A 21927-nucleotide genomic window follows, 5' to 3' on the forward strand; every position below is an offset into this window, starting at 1 on the left:
ACAAAGGTGCAATGAGCCGACCGCTTCGTGTCTTCGTCGCCGGCCTCGGCCAGATGGGCCGCTCGCATGCGCTGGCCTACCATCGCAATCCAGGTTTCGAGATCGTCGGCCTGTACAACCGGTCCGACATCGCGCTGCCGCAGGAGTTGGTTGCCTATCCCCGGCTGGCGGATTTCGAAGCCGGCTTGGCGACGGCTCCCGATGTCGTCTCCATCAACACCTATACCGACAGCCACGCCGACTTCGCCATCGCGGCGATGGAGCGCGGCGCGCATGTCTTCGTGGAAAAGCCGCTGGCCGCCACCGTGGACGATGCACGGCGCGTGGTGGAGGTGGCGCGCCGGACGGGCCGCAAGCTCGTCATCGGCTATATCCTGCGGCACCATCCATCGTGGCAGCTTTTCATCGAGAAGGCGCGAGAACTGGGGCCGCCCTATGTGTTCCGTCTCAACCTGAACCAGCAATCCTGCGGCGCGGCATGGGACATCCACAAGCGGCTGATGCAGACGACCTCGCCATTGGTCGATTGCGGCGTGCATTATGTGGATGTGATGTGCCAGATCACCGATGCGCCCCCGGTCGAGGTACGGGGCATGGGAGTGCGCCTTTCCAACGAGATCGCCGGCGACCAGGTCAATTACGGGCATCTTCAGGTTCTGTTCGCCGACGGCTCGGTCGGCTGGTACGAGGCCGGCTGGGGCCCGATGATGTCGGAGACGGCGTTTTTCGTGAAAGACGTGATGAGCCCCGGCGGCTCGGCGTCGATCGTGCTGGGCGAAGGCGCATCCTCGTCCGATATCGATACCCATACCAGGACGGCGAAGATCCGCGTGCACCGCGCCGCCCTTGGTGCGGATGGCGGCTTTGCCGGCCCCGACGAATGGCATTCCACGGCGGACGAGCCCGACCACCAGGCGCTGTGCGAGCGCGAGCAGGCATTCCTGTTGCAGGCCATACGGAACGATACCGACCTCTCCCGCCACAATGAAGACGCGGTCCGCTCGCTGGAGATCGTCCTGGGAGCGGACATGAGCATGCGGGAAGGCCGCATCGTAAAGCTATGACCCGCCCCGGCACGCGCACGGAGACCGCCTCGTGACGACATCGCTCGAGTTGAAAGCCATCGCCAAATCCTTCGGAGCGACGGATGTGCTGAAGGGCATAGACCTGAAGGTCGAGGAAGGTGAGTTCGTGGTCTTCGTCGGTCCTTCCGGATGCGGCAAATCCACGCTCCTGCGCATCATCGCCGGCCTGGAAACGCAAACCAGCGGTCATGTGGAGATCGCCGGCCGCGTGATGGATGGAGTCGAGCCGGCCAAACGCGGCATCGCCATGGTGTTCCAGTCCTATGCGCTGTATCCGCATCTGACGGTGTCCGGCAACATGGACCTCGCCCTCAAGCAGGAGGGGGTGGACAAGGCCGAGCGGACGCGGCGCGTGGCGGAGGCCGCGGCGATGCTGGAGCTGACACCCCTCCTTGCGCGTCGTCCCGCCGAATTGTCGGGCGGACAGCGGCAACGCGTTGCCATCGGCCGCGCGATCGTGCGGGATCCGACCCTGTTCCTCTTCGACGAGCCCTTGTCCAACCTGGACGCCGCCCTGCGCGTCAACACGCGCCTGGAGATCGCACGGCTCCACAGGGCTCTCGGCGCCACGATGGTCTATGTGACGCATGACCAGGTGGAAGCGATGACACTTGCCGACAAGATTGTCGTTCTCAACGCCGGCCGGGTCGAACAGATCGGCCGGCCGATAGACCTTTACAACCGTCCGGACACACTGTTCGTCGCCGGGTTCATCGGCTCACCGCGCATGAATTTCCTGGGGGGACCGCATGCCGAAGCCCTCGGCGCAACGCGGATCGGCGTGCGGCCCGAGCATCTCGAGGTCGTCGCCGAGGGCGGCCAATGGCGTGGCACGATCCGCCACGCCGAGCATCTGGGCTCCGACACCTACCTTTACGTCGCCATATCCGACACGGAGGAACTGACGGTGCGGCTGCCGGAGGAAAGTCCGCTGGAGGCGGGACAATCCATCGGCCTGCAGCCAAGGCCCGGCCGTGTCCACCGCTTCGACGCGGACGGAAAAACCCTGAGGGGCGATCAGTCCGCGCCGCCCTTGTAGCCCGCCCGAGCCGCCACGATCGCCCCATGGTTGTTGTCCGCCCAGGCCACCAGCGATCGCATCGGCACAAGAAAGGACCTGCCCAGCGGGGTCAGGTCGTAATCCACGCGCGGCGGGATTTCCGCATACACGGTCCGCTTGACCAGCCCGTCCTGCTCCAGCCGCTTCAACGTCTTCGACAGCATCTGTCGCGAAATGTCGTCGACACTGCGGGTCAGCTCGCCGAACCGGCGCGTGCCGCCAGCGAGGGCGTCGATGACGAGCAGGCTCCATTGGTCTCCGATCCGGTCCAGCACGTCGCGGATCGGACAGGGTTGGTCGAACTTCGTTTCGCTTAACAGCATGAATAGCTCCGGTTGTCAGGGCCGGTCAGCGCGGCGTGACTACTTGCGGGCATGGGCACGGCGTCCTACCCTTTGGTCTGCAATAAAGACCAAGTCCTGAAATCATACCAAGGAGATAACCAGATGGCAAAAGTGGCGCTTATCGGTGCATCCGGAAATGCCGGCTCACGGATCTTGAAAGAGCTGTCGGATCGTGGCCACCGGGTTACGGCCATCGCCCGCAACCCGGACAAGATCGCCGACCTGCCGAACGTCACCGCCGTCAAGGGCGATGTCTTCGACAAGGACGGGCTTGCGGCGCTGCTTGCCGGCCATGACGCAGTCATCAGCTCCGTGCACTTTACCGCCAGCGACGCGCAAACGCTGATCGAGGCCGTGCGTCAGTCTGGCGTGCGCCGCTATCTGATCGTCGGTGGCGCCGGGAGCCTGGACGTGGCGCCCGGCCAGCGCCTCATCGACCTGCCGGACTTCCCGGAAGCGTACAAGGCAGAGGCCGGCAAGGGCGCCGAGTTCCTCGATCTCATCCGCAAGGCGGACGACCTCGAATGGACCTTCATCTCGCCATCGGCAGAGTTCGTGCCCGGCGAAAGAACGGGCACGTTCCGCCTCGGCAAGGATACGCTGTTGTCGAATGAAGCGGGATCACGCATCTCGTTCGAGGATTTCGCCATTGCGCTGGTGGACGAGCTGGAAAGGCCGCAGCACATCCGCGCCCGCTTCACCGTCGGCTACTGATCGGAATGGCGGAGGCGGCCATCGCAAGGGCCGCCCCGCCGAGGGCCGGACCGCTTCCCGCCTGGTCGTAGACCATGCCGAACAGCGGCGCGCCCGCCGTCTGGCCAAGCGCCACCACCAGGAACGGATAGCCGAGCCCAAGTGCCGGCTGGTCCTTGAGGATCGCAATGCCCCATAAGAGCAGAGCACCGGTAGACACGATATAGGCAAGACCGAACAGCGCCATCGCAGCGAAGGCGAAAGCCGGTTGCTCGCCGGCAAAGGCAATCAGGCCGATTGCCAGCGCCAGCGCACCGACGCTGATGCGGTGGACGGGGCCGATGCCGAAGCGATCCGTCAGCATGCCCGTCGCCACCCCGCCGGTCCCGGCCACGCCCAACACGATCCAGGCAAGCGCGATGCCCCTGTCGTCGAACGCATACTCGTCCCGCAGGATTGTTGCCCCGAACGTCCAGACGGCGGTCGAGCCTGCACCCATCAGGAAAGCGGCGATGGTCAGCGCGGCAATTCCATGTCGCTTCAGAAGCGCCAGAGGCGCTTGCCTTGCGGCTTCAAGGCCCCTGCCCGCCGGAATGGCGAACCATAGCCATGCAGTGATCGCCAACCCCGTGAAGGCGAAGGCGGCGTAAAGCTGGCGCCAGCCGAAGGCGAGCGACAGAACGGCGATGCCGGAAAGGACGATCCCTGCCGCCGTACCGGAATTGATCGCACCGTTGGCCCTGGCCTGCATGTGCCGGGCGAAGGCGCGTGCCACGGCGGCGGCCAGCGGCGGCGATGTCAGCCCCGTGCTCAATCCGGCCAGCGCCATTGCGAGGCCCATCGTCATGGCTGACGGAGCGAGGGCGGCGAGAGCCAGACCGCATGTCGCCACACCGCCGGCCAGCATCGCGTTGGTCCGCTCCGCATTGCGTGCGCCCCAGATGGCCGTGAAGACGATGCCGACGCAGTAGGCGGCAAAGGAACCGCCGCCGATCCAGCCGGCGGCGGTTGCGCTGAGGTTCAGCTCCGCGCCAATACCGGGCAGAAGCAGGCCGAAGGCAAAGCGCGCAAGCCCGTAGGTCAGCGCGGTCAGGCAGAATCCGGCAGCGACGATGTTGAGGTTGCTAGACAATTCCGCGTTCCCGCGCGTGCTGCAGCAAGACGTCAGCAGCCTGCTTTGCCTCCTTTATGCAACCGGCGCCAACGACGGCGGCGGTGGCGGTTGCACCCTCGAAGAGCATCCATATCTGGCGCGACAGGCCGGCATCCGGCCGACCGAGCGTGCTGGCAACACGCTGTGCCACCTCGGCTTCGAACTCCGCCTTCTGCCTTGCCACGACCCGGGCGATATCGGCGTTGGCCTGCGCGTATTCGGCGCGGGCGCGCAGCAGCATGCAGCCCCGGGCACCATGCTCGTCGATCCACTTTTCAAGCGTATCGAACAGGGCCGCCACGGGGTTGGGCGCGGCACGCCCGCCGGCCAGCCGCGCCATGAAGGCATTGTGCCGATGGTCGAGAACGGCGAGCACAAGCCCATCGCGCGAGCCGAAATGCTTGTAGAGCGTGCGCGTGGATGCTCCGGACGGCGCAAGCACCGCATCGACGCCGGGCGCCCGGAAGCCGTTATTGTCGAAGACGGCCTCCGCGCCGCGAACAATTTCTTCATCCTTGCTCATCGACGGGCATGTAAAGCGATCGTTTTACAGGTCAAGCCGACGCGGCGGGGCGTGGGGCTTTGGATCAGACTTGGGACAGGGTGGCCTGCACGATGCCGCCATCGGACTTGAACCGCGAGCCGACGGGCTGCCCGGCCTCGATGAAGCGGACGTCCCGGATCGCGCCCGCCGACCGCAGGGCAGCGACGATATGGTCTCGCTCCGGATCGGAATGGCGGTCCACCCGGTGCGAGATCTGGAACGTCATGGATTGCAGGCCGAAGCCGAGATCCTGCGTGCCAGCTCCCACCCACACTTGCGCCCGATCGGCGGAAACCGTGGTCCGGCGGCTCCAGAAGGCAGCGGCCACGGCATCGAACGCCGGCTCCGCCTCCGCCGCCCAGAACCGGACATGATGGCGCTTGCGGGGGCTGTCGCCGACATCTTCCTGAAAGCCGATATCCTGCCGCCGCCCGAACAGGAACAGCGGACTGAAGGGTGCGCCGGGATAGGGCCGGTTGGTGACGAAGCACACGATCATCCGCCAGCTCGTACGCAGCGTCAGCGGATCGGCCTGCGCCCAGCCGGCTTTTTCGAAACCCGATTTCAGGTCCGCAAGCGATCCGGCCAGCACGATGTTGACAGGGTCCGCAGGGATGCCGTCCCCGGCGCGCGTCACGCGCGGTATCCGGTTGCCGCGGGTCAGGGTGACGGTGATCCGCAACACCAGCGGCAGGATCACATAGGCGGCGACGAAATAGGTGCAGAGAAGCGCGACGAACCAGGGAAGCCGCCGGTCCACCCGGTCGAAGATCTGCACCACGACGAGCCAGATGGTCAGTGCCGCGATGACGGCCAGGACAAGTCGCTGCAGCCAGCGGACGAAAAGGCTCATGGTATGGCGGCATCCGGCGGTGGGCGGCCCCGCCCGCCAGGCGGCGGACGGGGCCATGGCCGACGATGCGTCAGGCGACGCGCGTGCGCAACTCCCCGATGCCGTCGACATGGCCCAGCATCTCGTCGCCGCGCTCGACGGCGCCGACCCCGGCCGGCGTTCCGGCGAAGATCAGGTCGCCGGGCTGCAACTCGAACAGGCCGGACAGATAGGAGATCATTTCCGGCACCTTCCAGATCATCTGGTTCAGGTCTCCGCTCTGGCGGGTCTCGCCATTGACCTTGAGCCAGATCGCACCCGAGGTGATATCGCCCGCGTCAGCGGCGGGCACCAGCGGTGTGCAGGGCGCGGATGCCTCGAACGCCTTGCCCGTTTCCCAGGGGCGGCCCATCTTCTTGGCCTCGCCCTGCAGGTCGCGGCGGGTCATGTCGAGGCCGACGGCATAGCCGAAGACATGCGACATGGCGGCGTCGAGCGGGATGTCCTTGCCGCCCTTATGCAGGGCCACGACGAGCTCGATCTCGTGGTGCACGTCCTTGGTGGACGAAGGATACGGAAAATCCTGCCCCGACAGAACCAGCGTATCGGGGTTCTTCTGGAAGAAGAAGGGCGGCTCCCGGTTCGGGTCGTGTCCCATTTCGATCGCATGGTCGGCGAAGTTGCGGCCCACGCAGTAGATGCGATGCACCGGGAACAGCTTGTCCGTGCCGGCCACCGGAAGCGTCGGTATGGGAAGAGGCGTGAAGACGTAGGAATCGGAAGCGGTATGCACGTTCATGATCTTGCTCCAGCGTAGTACTCGATCCTGGACTCGAAATGTTCGACGAATGCCGACAGCAGCATGGCGGCGGCAAACAGAATGATGGTCAGTGCCCAGAAACTGGCCATCTCGAAATTGCGGGAGAAGCTTTCGAACAATTCACCGTAGCCGATAATGGAAACGAGAATCTGTCCGATGACCACCCCTTTGACCCCACGAATGAGACCAATTCTTATACCGGCCAGGATTTCCGGCAGGGCCGACAGAAGCACGATCTTTCGGAACAATGTCCACGGACCGGCTCCGTAGCTGCGCCCCATCTCGAACAGCGAGCGGGGAACCTGCATGACCCCGGCGCGGGCATCCAGCACGATGATCCACACCGCGAACAGGAAGACGGTGACGATGACCGTGGTTTCCCCGAGGCCGAACAGGATCATCAGCACCGGGACCAGCGCCGACAGCGGCGCCGAGACGAACATGTTGACCCACAGGGCCATCAACTTGTCGACCGACTTGAACAGGCCCATCAGGATACCGAGCGGCACGCCGACGCCGATGGCGAACGCCATGCCGATCAGGAAGCTGCGCACGGTGATGATGGAGGCGTTCTGCCAGGACTGGCTCTGTACCAGCCGGATGCCGGCCTCGATGATGTCGCTCATGGGCGGGATGAGGAAGATGAGGTCCATGCGGCCGACGACCTCCCAAAGGAGAGCCCAGACGATCAGGGACGCCATCATCGGGATACGGATTCCGAAAAGCGTCATGGCCCCTACTCCGCGTAATGCCGAAGGCCGTGCCAGATCTCTTCCACCGTATCGAGATAGCCGGGGTCGCGGCGGATCTCGTCGGGGGTGGTGGACCTGTCGATCTTCGGGTCGATGATACGCGAGATGCGGCCGGGACGCGGCGACAGAAGCACGATCCGGTCCGAGACGTAGACCGCTTCCTCGATGGAGTGCGTCACGAACAGGAAGGTCTTGTTTTCCAAGGCCACCAGCCGCAACAGGTCTTCCTGGAACTTGCGGCGGTTCTGCTCGTCCACCGCCGAGAAGGGCTCGTCCAGCAGCAGCACGTCGGCGTTGACGGCGAAGGCGCGGGCGATGCCGACGCGCTGCTTCATGCCGCCCGACAGCTCATGCGGATATTTCTCCTCGAACCCGCTCAGCCCCACCTCGTCGATGTAGCGCTGCGCCACGCGGCGACGCTCGGCCTGGCCGACGCCCCGCAATTCCAGCCCGAAGGCGACGTTGCGCATGACCGTGGCCCAGGGCATCAATGCGAAGTCCTGGAATACGAAAGCGCGTTCCGGCCCTGGCCCCGTTACCACGCGTCCGTTGACGCGCACCTGCCCTGCCGTCGCCGGCACCAGCCCGGCGATGATCTTCAACAGGGTCGTCTTGCCGCATCCGGACGGGCCGAGGAGCGTCGTCAGCTTGCCCCGTTCGAACCCCAGGTCGACATTGCGCAGCGCCTCGACATCGCCATAGGTCTTGCAGATCCCGGAAACCTCGACGACCGTGTCGCCGCCGGCTTCATCGAAGGCATGGGCGCTTTCCGCCCGCACTGTGTTTGACATCTCAGGCACTCCGTCTTTCCGGCCGCAGGTAGCGCGTCTCGATGCGCTGCAGGGCGACGAGGGTAAGCATCGACAGGACGATGATGGAGGCGACGGCGGCATACATATGCGCGTAATCCGCCACCGAGCGATGATAGGTGATGAGGTCGCCTATCCCCGTGGGCGTAATCAGAAGCTCTGCCAGCATGACGCCGATGTAGCCTGCGGCGACGCCCAGACGAAGCCCGGCGAAGATGACGGGCGATGCGTCGGGGATGATGATCTTGAACACGCGCTGCATGCGCGTGCCCTGGAAGGAGCGGCACATGGCCACCAGCGAAGGATTGACGTGGCGCACCGCCTTGTAGGAGTTGAGCGCGATGACCGGCAGCGCCAGCATGATGACGGCCAATGTCTTGGCCGTCAGGCCGATGCCGTAGACGAAGGTGACGAGCGGCACCAGCGCCGCCATGGGCGCTGCCTGCAACACGATGAACACCGGTGCGAAGAACCATTCCGCCTTGGGTGACAGGCCCATCAGGACGCCCAGTCCGACACCCAGCGTTGCCGAGATCGCCACGCCGAGCACAAGGGGCTGCAGCGTGATGAAGAAAGCGTAGCCGAGGCTGCCGTCGAACAGCATCTGCAGGAATGCGGCCAACGTGTCGGTGAAGGTCGGAAACGCGAAGCTGATCGGGACGAGGCCGGCGATCTGCCACGCGATGCACAGAACTGCAAGAGAGGCCACCGACCACAGCGCAGGCACCCGGTCGAAGACCCGGGCCATCCCGCGTATCGTGTCGTCGACAGCGCGGTGCACGCCACCGGCTTCACCCGTCTTGGTATAGGAGGTCATGGCATCACCCTCAAGACGAGCCAAGCTTGGCGAGGGCGGCGTTGAGCGCATCGAGGTCCCAGAAATCCTCGACCTTAAGCTCGGACGGCTCGCCCGTGAGCGCGCCCGAAACGGTATAGAACTCGAAGTCGCCGCGTGCCGCGGCCTCGCCGCCACCGTTGACCGGCAATCCCGCTTCCGCCGCCCCGGTGAAATAGGGCTCGATTTCGGCGACGGTTTCGGCGCTCGCATCGGGCAGCAGGTTGTACTTCTCCCGCAACTCCACCATGACGGCGGGGTTTTCGGCCACTTCGCGCCAGGTGGTCAGGATCGCCTCCACCAGCTTGGCGACGTCCTCTTCGTTCTCGCGCAGGTAGTCCGTGTTGGCGAACAGCGCCTCGTCCGTGGCCGGAGCCGTGTCGAGCGGCAGGAAGATGAAGCGATCCGGCGCCTCGCGCTCGAGAATGCGGCGGCCGGATGCATCGACGATGGTTGCCTTGACGTTGCCCTGCAGCAGCGCGCCGGTCCGCACTTCGGCGCCTGGGATATAGGAGATGCGGGAATAGCTGATGCCGTTCTGCTGGGCCGCCAGTTGCATCAGCGCTTCCGTGCCCGACCCGCGCGAGTGGACGGCCACTTCCTGCCCGTCGAGATCCTTCCACTCCTTGTAGGTGTTCCCATCCACGACCGGGTACATCTGCAGGGTCGAAAGCTGCATGAAGATGCGGATGGGCGCGCGCACTTTCTGGATGAGCGCATAGGGTCCGCCGACACCGATATCGGCTTGTCCGCTGACCACCGCCTGGGCGGCGATATCCTCGGACTTCAGGTAGGTGACGTCGATCTCGACCCCCGCCTCGCGCGCCCGCTCGATGGCGGCCATCAGGTGCAAGGTTTCCACCGTTGCGATATCGCCGAACGCGATACGCATGGGGTCGGCCAGCGCGGGCGCCGTGACGACGCTTGCGGATGCGAGAAGTGTCGCGGCCAGAGCGAACCTCCTGAGGGCTCGCAGCTTCATTCCTGACATGATTTCCTCCCTGGACATTCGATGCGCTCTTACCGGCGCATTCGTGAACCAATGATTGTATTGTTACGGCTTTGGTTAAGCGCGTGTCAACTCAAAAGCCGTTGACGGCGCAATTCCGGTGTCGTAGACATTGAACCAATATTGAATTGGTTCAAGACATGTACGCTTCACTCGACCCATCGGCAGACCACGCCGCCCTTGCCCGCATGCGGGAATACCTGCTGCACGCCGAGCTCGAAGACGGCGGTCGCCTGCCTCCGGAGCGGGATCTTGCATTGTCGCTCGGCCTGTCCCGCGGCGCGCTGCGCAAGGCGTTGGCGGACCTTGAGGCCGAGGGCGTGTTGTGGCGGCATGTCGGCAAGGGCACGTTCACCGGGGCGCGGCCCATCGACGGCGCGGCGGATGTCGCCGCCATGGCCAGCCGCACGAACCCTATCGAGATCATGGGGGCGCGCCTGTCCATCGAGCCGGAGATCGCACGCGTGGCGGCGTTGAACGCCACGCCGGCGTCGCTGGCGCGCATGCGCCAATGCACCGAACGCATGCTGGCGGCGCCGGACTGGCGGCAATATGAAAGCTGGGACAACCAGTTTCACCGGACCGTCGCCGAGGCGACCCAGAATACGCTTCTGGTCGGGCTTCTGGATACGCTGAATGCCGTGCGACGCCAGGTGAACTGGGGTCGGTTGCGGGCCAACCCGAAGAGGCCACCCGGCAACCACCACAGTTTTGCCGAACACGAGGCCATCATGGCGGCCATCCAGGACCGGGATACGCAAGGTGCGTCAAACGCCATGCGCGTGCATCTGCAGAGCGTCGAACGCAACCTGAAAAACGCGTGACGCGCTGCCCCGTCTGCGACGCCCGCGCCATTGCGCCGACGCGGCGTCATCTTCTGGACCCGTCGGCAGGCCTGCGGCGATTTCCGCTAGCATGCCTGTCCTGCGGCCTCTTGCTGCATCGGCGCAGCACCGCGCGGCTTCGCAACGCCCTCTCAGTCGCCCTCGACGGCCCGGTTTTTGTACCGCCGGCGGAGCTGGGGCTCGATATCTACACGCTGCGCATAGCGGCAACGCGGTTTGCGGCGCTGGCCCTGCCCTGCGGCCACCGCCAGTACCGCGCCTTGTCTGCGCCCCATTCGCCCCTCCAGGCGCGGGCGCGCCTGGTGACGCTGAAAACCGCTCCGCGTCTTCCCGTAGCGCTGGGCATCATGTGCCGGGCCGACAGACTGGATGCCTGCGTGGACCAGGCGCGGCGCCATCTCGAATGGGCGTCCGAGGCCATCGTCCTGTGCGACGGGGCCGTGCGCCGCGACTTGCGTGAAGGCCGTCTGCGGATCGCCTTCCGCCCGATGGAGGGCGATTTCGCGGGCCAGCGCAATGCCCTTCAAGGTCTTGGCGGCAGCCCATGGATGCTGCAACTGGACGATGACGAGACCTTGTCGCCGGAAGCGGCGTCGGCGCTGCCCGCTCTGGCCCACGCCGCCGAGGCGGCAGGCGTCGTATCCATAGGGCTCGCCCGCCGCAACAGGGTAGACGGCGTCCTGTCCGACCTGTTCCCCGATACGCAGTACCGCCTGAACCGGCGGGACGTGCGCTATCGTGGACAAGTCCACGAGCGCCCCGACCGGCCCTGGCAACGCAGCACGATCGCACTTCATGGCGCCATCGAGCATGTGCTGGACAGGGAACGCGTCGTGCGCCGCTCGCAGATCTACGAGGGGCTGTCCCCCGGACACGGCCGCCTGACGGAAACGCGCGAGCTTCTGACGCCCTATCGCCCCTGATGGCGTGCGATGGCCGCGCGGTAGAGATCGAGCGTCTGTCGCGCCAGCGACTGCCTGGTAAACCGTCCCGCCGCCTTCAAGGCTCGTTCCCGGTGGTGCAGGCGCAAATCGGCCGAGGCGATCAGCGGGCGCAGGGCTTCGGTGATGGCGTCCGCCGATGTGTTCTCCGCCAGGACCCCGCCATCGGCCACGAAATCGCGCGCGCTGGAATCCGTCGCGCTGGCCAGGAGGACCCGTCCGAAGGCCAACGCCTCCTGATAGACGAGGCCGAAGCTTTCATAGCGCGAGGGCGCAGCAACGATGTGCGCGTCCGTATATTCGCGCATCAGGCGCTCCTGAGGCTGGCGCCCGAGAGCATCTATCCGGGCTCGGGCAGCGGGTGAAAGTCCGCCCGGCAGGTCGGCATCGGATACGCCAAGAAGTCGCAGCGAAAACTGCGGGCCGGAACCGGTTTCCGCCTCTTCGGCCAGCCGCTCCACCGCGGCCAGCAATTCTGCAAAGCCTTTCCGCTCTTCCGCCCGGCCGACGAACAGGATTCGCGCCGGGCCGGCGGCATCGAACGGCGCGTCCGCCGCCACGGCCAGAAACTCCGGCGGGAGGGAAAGGCCGATCACCGCATGCGGAACGCCGCTCCCGATGCCGTAATGGCTTTCCATGCCGCGCGCATGCTCGGCCGAGTTGGAGATAAGCCCAATGGACCGTGCGATCTGTCGACGCTCCAGCCGGTCTGCCGCCATGGCGTCGAGCTTCTCGCGCACGCCCTGCGCCGCGGTTCGGGAATATGCGGCCGGCGTCGACATGCGCGTAACCAGCGGTGCGTCCCCGGGGCGGCCAAGCAGGGCTGCCGGTGCATACCAGTTCGTCGCCTCCACGATATCGAATGGCCGTTCGCGGTGCAGCGCCGCGACCGTGCGCCGAAACCCGACAGGCGCCGCAAGGTGGCCGATACCGCCCCACCGCCGCAGCCGCGCCAGCGAAGACCCCTTATCTATGGCGGCGCCGACCAGCCGCACCCCGTGCTCCTGCTGACTGCCGCGTCGATCCAGCGTCACGACGGTCATATCGCAGCCGGAGGCTGCAAGGCTTTCGGCGATTTCCCGTGCGGCAGTTGAAAGGCCGCTCGGCGACGGCGGATAATCCCAGGCCAGAAGGCAACACCGCATCAGCCCGCCCTTCCGGCCAGGAGCGAGCGGTAGAGCGCGATATAGTCGGCGGCCATGCGCTCGGAGGTGAAACGCGCCTCGAAGCGCTGCCGTACGACGCCCCGGTCCAGATCACCCAGGCGCCTTATGGCCGAGACAGCCTCGGCTTCGTCCTCCACGATGAAGCCGGAGGCGCCGTCTTCCACGATCTCGGATACGGAACCCTTGTTCCATGCAATGACCGGCGTGCCGCAGGCCATGCTTTCGATCATCACCAGGCCGAAGGGCTCCGGCCAGTCGACGGGAAACAAGAGCGCGCCGGCATCCTGCAGAAGCTGCTGCTTGCCTGCATCGTCCAGGGGGCCCTCGTACACCGCGTCGGGCCCCAGCAAAGGCGCGACCTCCCTCTCGAAATACAGCGGGTTGCCGACATCCACCGTACCGGCCAGCTTGATCTTCCAGCCTGCGGCGCGTGCCGCGCGGATGGCAGTGTCCGGACGCTTCTGATCCGTCATCCGACCGATGAAGGCAAGGTAGCCGCCCTTTCCCGGCCCTGCGGCATACCGGTCCCGGGCAATTCCGTGATGGACCACGCGGGTCCGGTTTGCCGGAGGCAGCATGGCGTTCTGCGCGGCGGAGATGGCCGCGACGGGAAGGTCGGGAAAGGATGCGAAGAACAGTTCGCGGTCGAGCTCGTCCACACGCCAATGGATTGTCGTTACCGAATGTCGGCGCCGGTCGCCTAATAGTGCCGCATGGAAAAATTCGCCGTGGCAGTGGATAATATCAAAATTATCCACTGCCAGCCTTAGTTCTTCCATCCGAACTGCTTCCAGGACCGCCGGGATCGACGGCGGAACGGAACCATATTTCTTTTCCAGGCTAAGCAAACTCGGCAGGCGACCGACCTGCGGCACCGATGCCGCACTATCCGAAGGCGCAAACAGCGTTACTTCAACCCCAGCTTGTTTGAGAGAAACGCAAAGGTCACCGATCATGCGTTCCGTTCCGCCATGGTCGCGGGGTGGGACCGGAAAGATTCCGGGGGCGACCTGGGCAACACGAAGCGGCGATGAGGTATTGTGCGTGCTGGCCATGCGCAGTCCTTGCTTGCCGAGGGAGCGGGTATGTTCATCTTGCACGTCGCACTTCAAGGGTGCCTCAAAGGACATGGGGTCGAATACGGGCTGACGGCGGATACCGGTGGCCATATCCGCTACCTCCTCGAACTGGTCGAGGCGTCGACGCAGCGCGATCCCGGCCACCGGCACGTCATCGCGACGCGCAGGTTTTCCGGAATCGGACCGGAATACGAGATCGCCGACGAGGTGTGCCGGCCCGGCGTTCGTATCCTGCGTCTGCCGACGCTCAGTCCCGGTTATGTCTCCAAGGAGGATATGCACAGAGAGGTCGAAAGCTTCGCCGACGGCCTCGTCGCCTGGATCGAGGCCAATGGCCGGCCCGACATCATCCATGCGCACTACGCCGATGCCGGGCGGGCGGCTTCCATCGTCCGCAAACGGCTGGGCATTCCATTCGTCTTCACCGCCCACTCGCTCGGCCGGGTCAAGCAGGCCGCCTTCGAAGCCATCGACGGTGGGCTGCCCGGCATGGCCGAGCGGATCGAGGCAGAGGAGACCGCCTTGTCCGATGCCTCCCTCATGATCGCCTCCTCGCGCGACGAGGCCGAGGTGCAATATGCCATGTACCGCGGCTACGAGCCCGGACGTATCCGCATCCTGCCGCCGGGCAGCGACCTTGCCGCATTCCGCGATGCGGTGCCGACACCCGGCGTCGAGGCGGAGATGGCGCGCTTTCTGACCGATCCGTCGAAGCCCTGCCTGCTCGCCATCGCCCGCCCGGTCCGGCGCAAGAACCTGACGACGCTTGTCGAGGCTTTCGGGCGCAACGCCGAACTGCGCGCCCGGGCAAACCTCGTCATCGTAGCGGGCACACGTACCGATCTTGCGCATTGCGACGCCGAGACATCGGGTGTCCTGGCGGAAATCCTGCATCTGGTGGACACCTACGATCTCTATGGACAGGCCGCCTATCCCAAGCATCACGCCCCGCAGGACATTCCGTCCTATTATGCCTATGCCGCCAGCCAGCGCGGCATCTTCGTGAACCCGGCGCTGAACGAGCCGTTCGGCCTGACCTTGCTGGAGGCTTCCGCCGCCGGGCTGCCCATCATAGCGACGGACAGCGGCGGCCCGAACGACATCGTGGAGACCTGCGGCAATGGCATTCTGGTCGATCCGCGCGATGCCGACGGGATCGCGCGCGCCGCGTTGGCGATGCTGTCGGACGATGCCCGCTGGCACCGCTACGCTCGAAGCGGGGCGTCGGCAGCCGACGCGTACGACTGGAAAAGCCATGTCTCGCGATATGACGGCCTTCTCCGGTCCATCCTCCATCCGGCCGGGCCGCACCCGCGCCCGACGAGCCTTCTGGTGTCCGACATCGACAACACGCTGGTCGGCTGCGGCGATGGCCTGCGGGCGTTCCGGGACTGGCAGTGCCGGCAGCCGGGCCTGGCCTTCGGCGTGGCCACCGGCCGCTCCTTCCATAGCGCCATGGCGATCATCGAGCAGGAGAACGCCCCCCGCCCGCAGGTGATGATCACCTCCGTCGGCTCCGAAATCTATCACCTGGCCTCCGACGGGGTCAGCTACATGGCAGACACCGTATGGCGGCGAAAGGTCCGGCGCGGCTGGCGTCGCGAGGCCACCATCCGCGCCATCGAGGGTATCGAAGGACTGACCCCGCAGGCGCCGCTGGAGCAACGTCCGTTCAAATTGTCCTATTTCTCGGACGGACGGACGGATACGGCGGCCACGGTGCGGCGCCGGCTCGAGGCGGCCGGCATCGCCGCCTCCGTCGTCCACAGCCATGGACGCTATCTCGACGTCCTGCCGCACGGCGTCTCGAAGGGTTCGGCGGTGGAGTTCGTCCGGACCAGCTACAGGCTGCCGGTCAACTCGGTCTATGTCGCGGGCGACAGCGGCAACGACGTCGACATGCTGGGCATCATGCCGCAGTCGATCATCGTCGCCAATTACTCCGACAACCTGCCCGGCCTGCCGGCCCTGGCCCATGCCTACGTAGCGCAGGGCACGCATGCGCGCGGCATCATCGAGGGCGTTGCGCATTTCCGATCCAATGGGGGAGTTGGATGGAAGCCAGCATCCTGACACTCGTCCGTGGCCGGCATACCAGCCTTGCCAACCTGATGGCGGGCATCGCCGCGCAGAGCGTGCATCCGAAGGAAGTCGTCATCGCCTACATGCAGCCGGAGCCCTTCGCCGATCTGCCCGACCCGGGTTGTCCGGTGCAGACCCTGTTCATACCGGGCGAGCCGATGCCGCTGGCGCTGGCCCGCAATGCGGCAGCCTCCGCCGCGCGCAGCGAGTTGCTGGTTTTCCTGGATGTGGATTGCATCGCCTCTCCCAGGCTCGTCGCTTCTTACCTGGCTGCCGCCGAACGGGACGCGGAGGGCGTCTTCCTGGGCGAGGTCCTGTATCTGCCGCAGGGTGCCGTGGACGGCGGCATCGATTACGCAAGGCTCGACCGCCTCGGCCGCCGGCATCCCGCCAAGCCCGCAATGCCGGACGAAGGCGTCCGGCGCGAGCCGGATCACGGCGAGCTATGGGGCCTGTCCTTCGCCATCAGGCGCATATGCTGGGACCGGATCGGTGGCATGGACGAACGCTTCGTCGGCTATGGCGGGGAGGAAACGGATTTTGCCCTGCGGCTTGCTGCCGCCGGCATACCGCTGTTCTGGACCGCGGATGCGCGAGCCTACCATCAGCATCACGCGGTCCATATCCCGCCGCTCCAGCAGTTCGACCACATCCTGCGCAATGCCGGGCTGTTCCACGCCCGGCATGGGCGTTGGTGCATGGATTACTGGCTCGGTCAGTTTCGCGACGCCGGCTTCATCGACTGGCGCCCGGACGAGGGCCTTATCGACATACGGCGTCGCCCCACCCCTTCGGAAATCGAGGCCGCGCGCCAGCCCGGCAGCGTCCTGTACTCTTGATCGTATCGGAGAGCGTCATGAAACGGCCCATAGCATTCTTCGTCCACCATCAGGGACGCGGCCACGCCAGCCGTACAATGGCGCTGGTAGAGCGGATGGCACGGGACCGTCCGGTGTCCGTCCTGACTGCCGGTCCGCACCTGTTCGATGGCTTTTCGCGCGATATCGAGATCGTCCCCCTGCCCGACATGATCGGCGCCACGGTGCCGACGCCGCGCCTTTTCGCCGAGCCGACGCCCAGCGTCATGCACTGCGTGCCCCTGGGCCTGTCGGAGATGCGGCGGACGATGCGCATCATCCTCGATCATCTCGACGCCCGCGAGGTGGGGCTGTTCGTCGTGGACGTCTCGGCTGAAATCGCGCTCCTCTCACGCATCGCAAGCGTCCCCTGCGTACAGATCCGCATGCATGGCAACCGCTCGGACGTTGCGCATACGGGATCGTACGAGGCCTCGGTCGGCATGCTCGCGCCCTTCGACGAGCGTCTGGAGCAGGCCGATTATCCGGCAGCCCTGCGGGCGCGCACCTGCTATACGGGCGGCCTGTGCACGACGCAGGCCGACATACCCCAGCGCAACGACGCCCGCAGGCGCCTGGGGCTGGACCCGGACCGCGAGATCATCCTGGCGCTGACCGGTGGGGGCGGCGCCGGAACGCCCTATGCCGCGCTGACGGTCGGCGCGCGCGCCGCACCGGATGCCCTCTGGATCGCAATCGGACCGACGCTGGAAGAAGGCCACGAGACAGACTTCGCCAACCTTCTCAAGCTGGGCTGGGTGGACAACGTGCCGGATTATCTGGCAGCCGCCGACATCGTCATCGCTTCGGCCGGAGACAACACGATCCACGAAGTGGCCCGCGCCTCGGGCAAGCTGATCGTCATGCCGGAATGGCGCTACTTCTCGGAGCAGCACCGCAAGGCCGACGCGCTCGTCGCCATCGGGGCGGCGGTCAGCGCGCCGCAATGGCCCGGGGATTTTCCAGCCTGGCAGGACCTTCTGGACGCGGCACGCCGCCTGGATGGGGCTGTCCTCGCCTCGCTCCACGACCCCGATGCCGCGGCGCGCGGCGCGCGCTGGCTGGAATCGCTGACGGACTCCCTCTGGGACGCTGCACCCCAACAGGTGCCGGCTGCCGTGCCGACGCGCTTGCCGGTTCGCGCCGCATGACGCCGGGATCAGCCAGGAAAAGAGCGGCGTCGACCACGCTCGCGGACACCGCGCAGGCCTTATCCGAGCAGCTTGCGGCCGATCCCGGCGCCACTGCCCGGAGCCTCGTCGACACACTGGCCAGCCACGGGCTTCTGGCAGCCGGGATCGTGCCGACCGGCTCCGGCGAAGGCGGCTTTGCCTTCCATATGCCCTGGCAGGGGCTTGCGGATACTCTGGAGTCCATCGGCGCCGTCGATCTTAGCCTTGCCCGCCTGCTGGAAGGCCATGTCAACGTCCTGCAACTCGTGCATCTCTACGGCTCCGCCGCGCAGCAGGAACGGGTGGCCGACCTTGCGCTGTCCGGCGCGCTGCTGGGCATCTGGGGTGCCGACGACACCCCGCCGGTGACGCTGGTCTGCGAGGGCGCCGTCTGGCGGATGAGCGGCGCCAAGCGCTATGCGTCCGGGGTCGGCGTCGTGCATACCGCGCTCATCCCGGTGTTCACGGGCCCGGCGCCCCTTCTGCCCCTTGTCGAGGTGCGCGACGCCGCCCGGATGGACCTGTCCGGCTGGAACCACGGGGGCATGGCGCGGTCGTTGTCCGGCCGATATTCCTTCGAGGGTACACATCTGTCTGGTGCCGAACTCGTCGGCAATCCGGGCGATTACCGGCGCGAGCCCCATTTTGTAGGCGGCATCTGGCGTTGCACGGCGGCCCAGCTGGGCGCCGTCAGGGCCATCGTCGCGATCATGCGCCACACGCTTGAAGAGCGCGGGCACGATGCCCACCCGCTTCAGAAGCAGCGGCTTGGACGAGCGGCCATGCAGGCGCGCACCGCGCGCCTTTGGGTGCATGACGCGGCCGCGCGGGTGGATGCCGCCGCATCGTCGCGGGATGCCGATGCAATCCGGGAGGCGACGGCCCTCGCCGCCTATGCGCGGCTGGTCACGGAAGAGGCCGCGCTGGCCGTCATCGAGCTGGCCCAGAGGGCGATCGGCCTGTCGGGCTTTCATCAGGCACATCCGTTGTCCTTGCGTGCAGCCGACCTTGCCGTCTACCTGCGGCAGGCCAACCCCGACGCCATCCTTCTGGAACATGCGGTCACCGTCAGCGAAAGCCTTGGCGCGTGAGCGCGTCATACGGCGCATGGACGGACCGGGTCGAGACGGCGCCGGTGGCGGATGTCGGTGTGCTTGCGGGCGATGGCGCGCTGATGGTGATCGCCCCCCATCCGGACGACGAGACCATTGCCTGCTCGGCCCTTCTGCTGGATGCCGCACGGCGAAAACGGCCGGTCGTCATCGTCGCGGTGACGGATGGCGAAGGTTCCCATCGGAAGTCGGCGGCGGTGCCGCCCCGCAGGCTGGCGCAAATCCGCGTGGGCGAGCAGCTCGCCGCCGTGGAGGCACTCGGCTGCGGGCATGCGGAGTGGTTGCGCCTCGGCCTGCCCGATGGCGCCAGCCGCTGGGACGCCGGGCGCCTCGCCGCCGTCGATCCCCTCGTCGAAAAATGCCGGCAACGTGGCGTCACCGCGATTGCGGCGCCGCATCCGGACGATCCGCACCCCGACCATCATGCCGCGGCGGAACTTGCGCTGGACCTGCAGGCCCGGTTGCCGCAGTTGCGTATTCTCTTCTACGAGGTCTGGACCTGCCGCCTGGATCGCAAGGCTCCGTTTCGCCAGGACGACCTCACACCCTTCCGCGTAGCGACCGACCGCGAAGCGAAGCGGCGGGCCCTTGCCTTTCACGCCAGCCAGCTGGGGCAGGTCGTTCCAGATGACCCAACGGGCTTCACCCTGCCGGACTGGTTCGTCACGCTTCACGACAGCGCGTTTGAACGCCTGTCATGGCTGCATATGCCGGGCGAGGCACCCGGCCCCGCGCATTTCGACGCCATCTACAGCGCAAGTCCCGATCCGTGGGAGGTTCGCACCTCACCCTATGAGCGCGGCAAGCGGGACGCCGCGCGCGCCCTTTTGGGCGACGCGCGTTTCGACCATGCGCTGGAGGCCGGTTGCGGCGAGGGCTGCCTTGCCGGCGACCTACTGGCGAACGGACAGGCCAGGCGCGCGACAGGCATCGACCAGGCAGCGGACATCATCCAGCGCGCGCGGAACGCGGCTCCGCAGGGACTTCGCCTCGTGCAGGGGCGTCTGCCCGACGATCTGCCGGAGGGGCCCTACGATCTCGTGATCTTCTCGGAACTTCTCTATTATCTTCCGGAAAAGGAGCTGGAGCGGCTGGCCGGCCTGACGCGCAGGCAGATGGTGCCGGGGGCGGCGATGCTGATCGTATCCTATCTGGGCGATACCGAAACGCCGCTCGATGCCCGCGCCGGGGCGGATTTTTTCACGGCGCTGTTCGGTCCGGAGCTCCAACCCGTTGCGCGCCGGAGCGCAGAGAGGTTTCGGATCGATCTCCTGCGATGGCGTCCCTGATTTTCAAAAGGTCCGGCAGGTGACGGGCCAGATCGGAAAGCCGAAGAGCGCGCCGCGCCAGTATGGGGCTCATTTCCTCGGCCATGTGAAAGGCGTGCCGGTCACCCTTCTCTGCCAGTTCGTCGAGCCCTATGGGCTGGACGCCGATGTCGGCCAGCACCGAGCGGCGTGCCGCAGCGTCCTCAGCAGCCAGGAAATCGCGGAGAGCGCACATGCGCCGGACAAGCGTTTCCGGCGCTTCCAGCAATTCGTCTACGATCGGGTCCGCTTCGGTCCGGTTGCGCTGCAATTCGTCGGCAAGGCCGCCACGCGCACGGCCATCGAGCCGGGGTGATGTCGCGACGCGCGCCGTATCCACGTAGAGAACGCGCAGTCCGAGGCCCAAAACCCTGCGCCGCAGGGCACGATCCTCGCCGGACGGCGGTGTGGGCAATCCGCCGACCGCGCGATAAGCCTTACCGGTAATGGCGAAATTGGCCCCGCCGATATTGCCATGGTGCGGCCAGGAATTGTCGCGGTCGGGAAACAGCATTTCCGCGATTTCCCGCGAGACGGCCCTGTACTCCCGCAGCAGATACTCGCCGGCAGGGTCGGCCTGCGGCAGCAGCGCAGCCTCCTCGGCTATGAAGTCTATGGCACCGCAGACGAGGTCGCCGCCACGAGCAAACGCCGCCCTGTGGGCGCTTGCCAGCCCCTTGGCGGCAAGGGTGTCGCCGTCCGTGGACAGAAGCAGGGCATGGGGGCTCAACGCGTTTGCGACATCCATCGCCAGGCGGCGCGCAAGCGGGGCGCTTCCCTGCCCCGGATGCCACACGCATTGAAGCAGCACCCACGGGCGGGTCCAGCCTTGCATGGCATCCTGCGCCACGCGCGCCGTCCCATCCCGGCATCCATTGGCCACGATGACGACGCCGTCGCCATCGTCCAGTGCCTCATCCAGCGCTACAAGGCTACGGCCGATCAGGCGCTCCTCGTTGCAGGCCGGCACGCAGGCGTACAAACCCGCCTGCTCCGCACAGGCCCCGTCGACAGCGATTTCGCCCCCGATCGGGAAAGTCCCCGCCACCGTTTCGATGATTTCACGCGTAGGCCTGTCCATAAGGCTTCAATCCATCGGACGGCGGCGCGTTCCGCGCGGGACACGGCCCGAGAGGAAATTACCGAAACGGTATTCAGGCAGGCATCATCACCGTCAGCGCCACTGCAAGAAACGACAGGCAGCCCGCCGTCAGCGTCGTCACGTAAAGCACAAGCTTCTTCTGGCTCATATCCATATCGGTCAAACCCTTCGGCAGGTTTCCATGGCGATCCGCGGCGCCCGCCGCCGCGCCGCACCGCCCATATAGGCGCCGGCTGCGGGGCTCTTGGATTGGACATTATGTCCAACCCCCGGTGAGCCCAACCTCATTGGGCTTGCGTATGTAACTTTATAACATTACGAAGATTGA

22 protein-coding genes are annotated in these 21927 nt (G+C 66.1%); 10 read left to right on the forward strand and 12 right to left on the reverse strand.

The window, feature by feature from the left end:
- Window positions 1-11 precede the first annotated feature (11 nt).
- Window positions 12-1064, forward strand: a complete 1053-nt coding sequence (locus IGS74_RS12120; protein WP_192386401.1) for a Gfo/Idh/MocA family oxidoreductase — start codon at window positions 12-14, stop codon at window positions 1062-1064.
- Window positions 1065-1095: 31 nt separating this feature from the next.
- A complete protein-coding gene (gene ugpC, locus IGS74_RS12125; RefSeq protein ID WP_192386403.1) occupies window positions 1096-2124 on the forward strand; it encodes a sn-glycerol-3-phosphate ABC transporter ATP-binding protein UgpC in 1029 nt (342 codons plus the stop codon).
- Here ugpC and IGS74_RS12130 read toward each other — a convergent pair.
- Window positions 2103-2468 (reverse strand): helix-turn-helix domain-containing protein, encoded by a 366-nt coding sequence (locus IGS74_RS12130; RefSeq protein ID WP_192386405.1) that lies wholly within the window; start codon window positions 2466-2468, stop codon window positions 2103-2105. The two genes, ugpC and IGS74_RS12130, sit on opposite strands and share 22 nt — an antisense overlap.
- A gap of 123 nt (window positions 2469-2591) precedes the next feature.
- Here IGS74_RS12130 and IGS74_RS12135 point away from each other — a divergent pair, with 123 nt between their 5' ends.
- Entirely contained in the window at window positions 2592-3203 is a 612-nt protein-coding gene (locus IGS74_RS12135; protein WP_192386407.1) for an NAD(P)-dependent oxidoreductase, read from the forward strand.
- Here IGS74_RS12135 and IGS74_RS12140 read toward each other — a convergent pair.
- The 8 genes from IGS74_RS12140 to IGS74_RS12175 all read right to left on the reverse strand — a co-directional run bounded on the left by IGS74_RS12140 (window position 3187) and on the right by IGS74_RS12175 (window position 9918).
- Entirely contained in the window at window positions 3187-4314 is a 1128-nt protein-coding gene (locus tag IGS74_RS12140; RefSeq protein WP_192386409.1) for an MFS transporter, read from the reverse strand. The genes IGS74_RS12135 and IGS74_RS12140 overlap by 17 nt on opposite strands.
- Entirely contained in the window at window positions 4307-4858 is a 552-nt protein-coding gene (locus tag IGS74_RS12145; protein ID WP_192386411.1) for a TetR/AcrR family transcriptional regulator, read from the reverse strand. The genes IGS74_RS12140 and IGS74_RS12145 overlap by 8 nt, the downstream gene beginning before the upstream one ends.
- A gap of 64 nt (window positions 4859-4922) precedes the next feature.
- Window positions 4923-5732 carry an LssY C-terminal domain-containing protein gene (locus IGS74_RS12150; protein WP_192386413.1) on the reverse strand — a complete coding sequence of 270 codons (810 nt, stop codon included), beginning with the start codon at window positions 5730-5732 and terminating at the stop codon, window positions 4923-4925.
- Window positions 5733-5802: 70 nt separating this feature from the next.
- The gene (locus IGS74_RS12155) at window positions 5803-6510 is read right to left on the reverse strand and encodes a fumarylacetoacetate hydrolase family protein (RefSeq protein WP_039194093.1); all 708 of its coding nucleotides are present in this window, start codon (window positions 6508-6510) and stop codon (window positions 5803-5805) included.
- On the reverse strand, window positions 6507-7262 hold the full coding sequence (locus IGS74_RS12160) for an ABC transporter permease subunit (RefSeq protein ID WP_192386415.1): 756 nt from the start codon (window positions 7260-7262) through the stop codon (window positions 6507-6509). The genes IGS74_RS12155 and IGS74_RS12160 overlap by 4 nt, the downstream gene beginning before the upstream one ends.
- A 5-nt stretch (window positions 7263-7267) precedes the next feature.
- A complete protein-coding gene (locus IGS74_RS12165; RefSeq protein WP_039194495.1) occupies window positions 7268-8074 on the reverse strand; it encodes an ABC transporter ATP-binding protein in 807 nt (268 codons plus the stop codon).
- Window position 8075: 1 nt separating this feature from the next.
- The gene (locus IGS74_RS12170; protein ID WP_246723147.1) at window positions 8076-8840 is read right to left on the reverse strand and encodes an ABC transporter permease; all 765 of its coding nucleotides are present in this window, start codon (window positions 8838-8840) and stop codon (window positions 8076-8078) included.
- A gap of 79 nt (window positions 8841-8919) precedes the next feature.
- A complete protein-coding gene (locus IGS74_RS12175; protein ID WP_192386419.1) occupies window positions 8920-9918 on the reverse strand; it encodes an ABC transporter substrate-binding protein in 999 nt (332 codons plus the stop codon).
- Window positions 9919-10076: 158 nt separating this feature from the next.
- On the opposite strand from IGS74_RS12175, the gene IGS74_RS12180 reads away from it, so the two are divergent.
- Both IGS74_RS12180 and IGS74_RS12185 read left to right on the forward strand, forming a co-directional pair.
- The gene (locus tag IGS74_RS12180; protein ID WP_192386421.1) at window positions 10077-10760 is read left to right on the forward strand and encodes a FadR/GntR family transcriptional regulator; all 684 of its coding nucleotides are present in this window, start codon (window positions 10077-10079) and stop codon (window positions 10758-10760) included.
- Window positions 10757-11704 carry a hypothetical protein gene (locus IGS74_RS12185; protein ID WP_192386423.1) on the forward strand — a complete coding sequence of 316 codons (948 nt, stop codon included), beginning with the start codon at window positions 10757-10759 and terminating at the stop codon, window positions 11702-11704. Before IGS74_RS12180 ends, IGS74_RS12185 begins: the two co-directional genes overlap by 4 nt.
- On the opposite strand, the gene IGS74_RS12190 is transcribed toward IGS74_RS12185, so the two are convergent.
- Together IGS74_RS12190 and IGS74_RS12195 are read right to left on the reverse strand one after the other, a co-directional pair.
- Window positions 11692-12867, reverse strand: a complete 1176-nt coding sequence (locus IGS74_RS12190) for a glycosyltransferase family 4 protein (RefSeq protein WP_192386425.1) — start codon at window positions 12865-12867, stop codon at window positions 11692-11694. The two genes, IGS74_RS12185 and IGS74_RS12190, sit on opposite strands and share 13 nt — an antisense overlap.
- Window positions 12867-13943, reverse strand: a complete 1077-nt coding sequence (locus IGS74_RS12195) for a glycosyltransferase family 4 protein (protein ID WP_206688156.1) — start codon at window positions 13941-13943, stop codon at window positions 12867-12869. The genes IGS74_RS12190 and IGS74_RS12195 overlap by 1 nt, the downstream gene beginning before the upstream one ends.
- Window positions 13944-13973: 30 nt before the next feature.
- On the opposite strand from IGS74_RS12195, the gene IGS74_RS12200 reads away from it, so the two are divergent.
- From IGS74_RS12200 to IGS74_RS12220, 5 genes are read left to right on the forward strand one after another with little or no spacing between them, the layout of a single operon-like run.
- Entirely contained in the window at window positions 13974-16040 is a 2067-nt protein-coding gene (locus IGS74_RS12200) for an HAD-IIB family hydrolase (protein ID WP_192386429.1), read from the forward strand.
- Window positions 16022-16888 (forward strand): galactosyltransferase-related protein, encoded by an 867-nt coding sequence (locus IGS74_RS12205; protein ID WP_192386431.1) that lies wholly within the window; start codon window positions 16022-16024, stop codon window positions 16886-16888. Before IGS74_RS12200 ends, IGS74_RS12205 begins: the two co-directional genes overlap by 19 nt.
- A gap of 17 nt (window positions 16889-16905) precedes the next feature.
- On the forward strand, window positions 16906-18057 hold the full coding sequence (locus IGS74_RS12210) for a glycosyltransferase (RefSeq protein ID WP_192386433.1): 1152 nt from the start codon (window positions 16906-16908) through the stop codon (window positions 18055-18057).
- Window positions 18054-19169, forward strand: a complete 1116-nt coding sequence (locus tag IGS74_RS12215; protein WP_192386435.1) for an acyl-CoA/acyl-ACP dehydrogenase — start codon at window positions 18054-18056, stop codon at window positions 19167-19169. The genes IGS74_RS12210 and IGS74_RS12215 overlap by 4 nt, the downstream gene beginning before the upstream one ends.
- Window positions 19166-20479, forward strand: coding sequence for a PIG-L family deacetylase (locus IGS74_RS12220; protein ID WP_192386437.1), 1314 nt, complete (start codon window positions 19166-19168; stop codon window positions 20477-20479). Before IGS74_RS12215 ends, IGS74_RS12220 begins: the two co-directional genes overlap by 4 nt.
- On the opposite strand, the gene IGS74_RS12225 is transcribed toward IGS74_RS12220, so the two are convergent.
- Window positions 20391-21578 carry a glycosyltransferase family 2 protein gene (locus IGS74_RS12225; protein WP_192386439.1) on the reverse strand — a complete coding sequence of 396 codons (1188 nt, stop codon included), beginning with the start codon at window positions 21576-21578 and terminating at the stop codon, window positions 20391-20393. The two genes, IGS74_RS12220 and IGS74_RS12225, sit on opposite strands and share 89 nt — an antisense overlap.
- Between the last annotated feature and the right edge of the window lie 349 nt (window positions 21579-21927).

The organism is Aureimonas sp. OT7 (genome assembly GCF_014844055.1).
GTDB classification, from domain to species: Bacteria; Pseudomonadota; Alphaproteobacteria; order Rhizobiales; family Rhizobiaceae; genus Aureimonas; species Aureimonas altamirensis_A.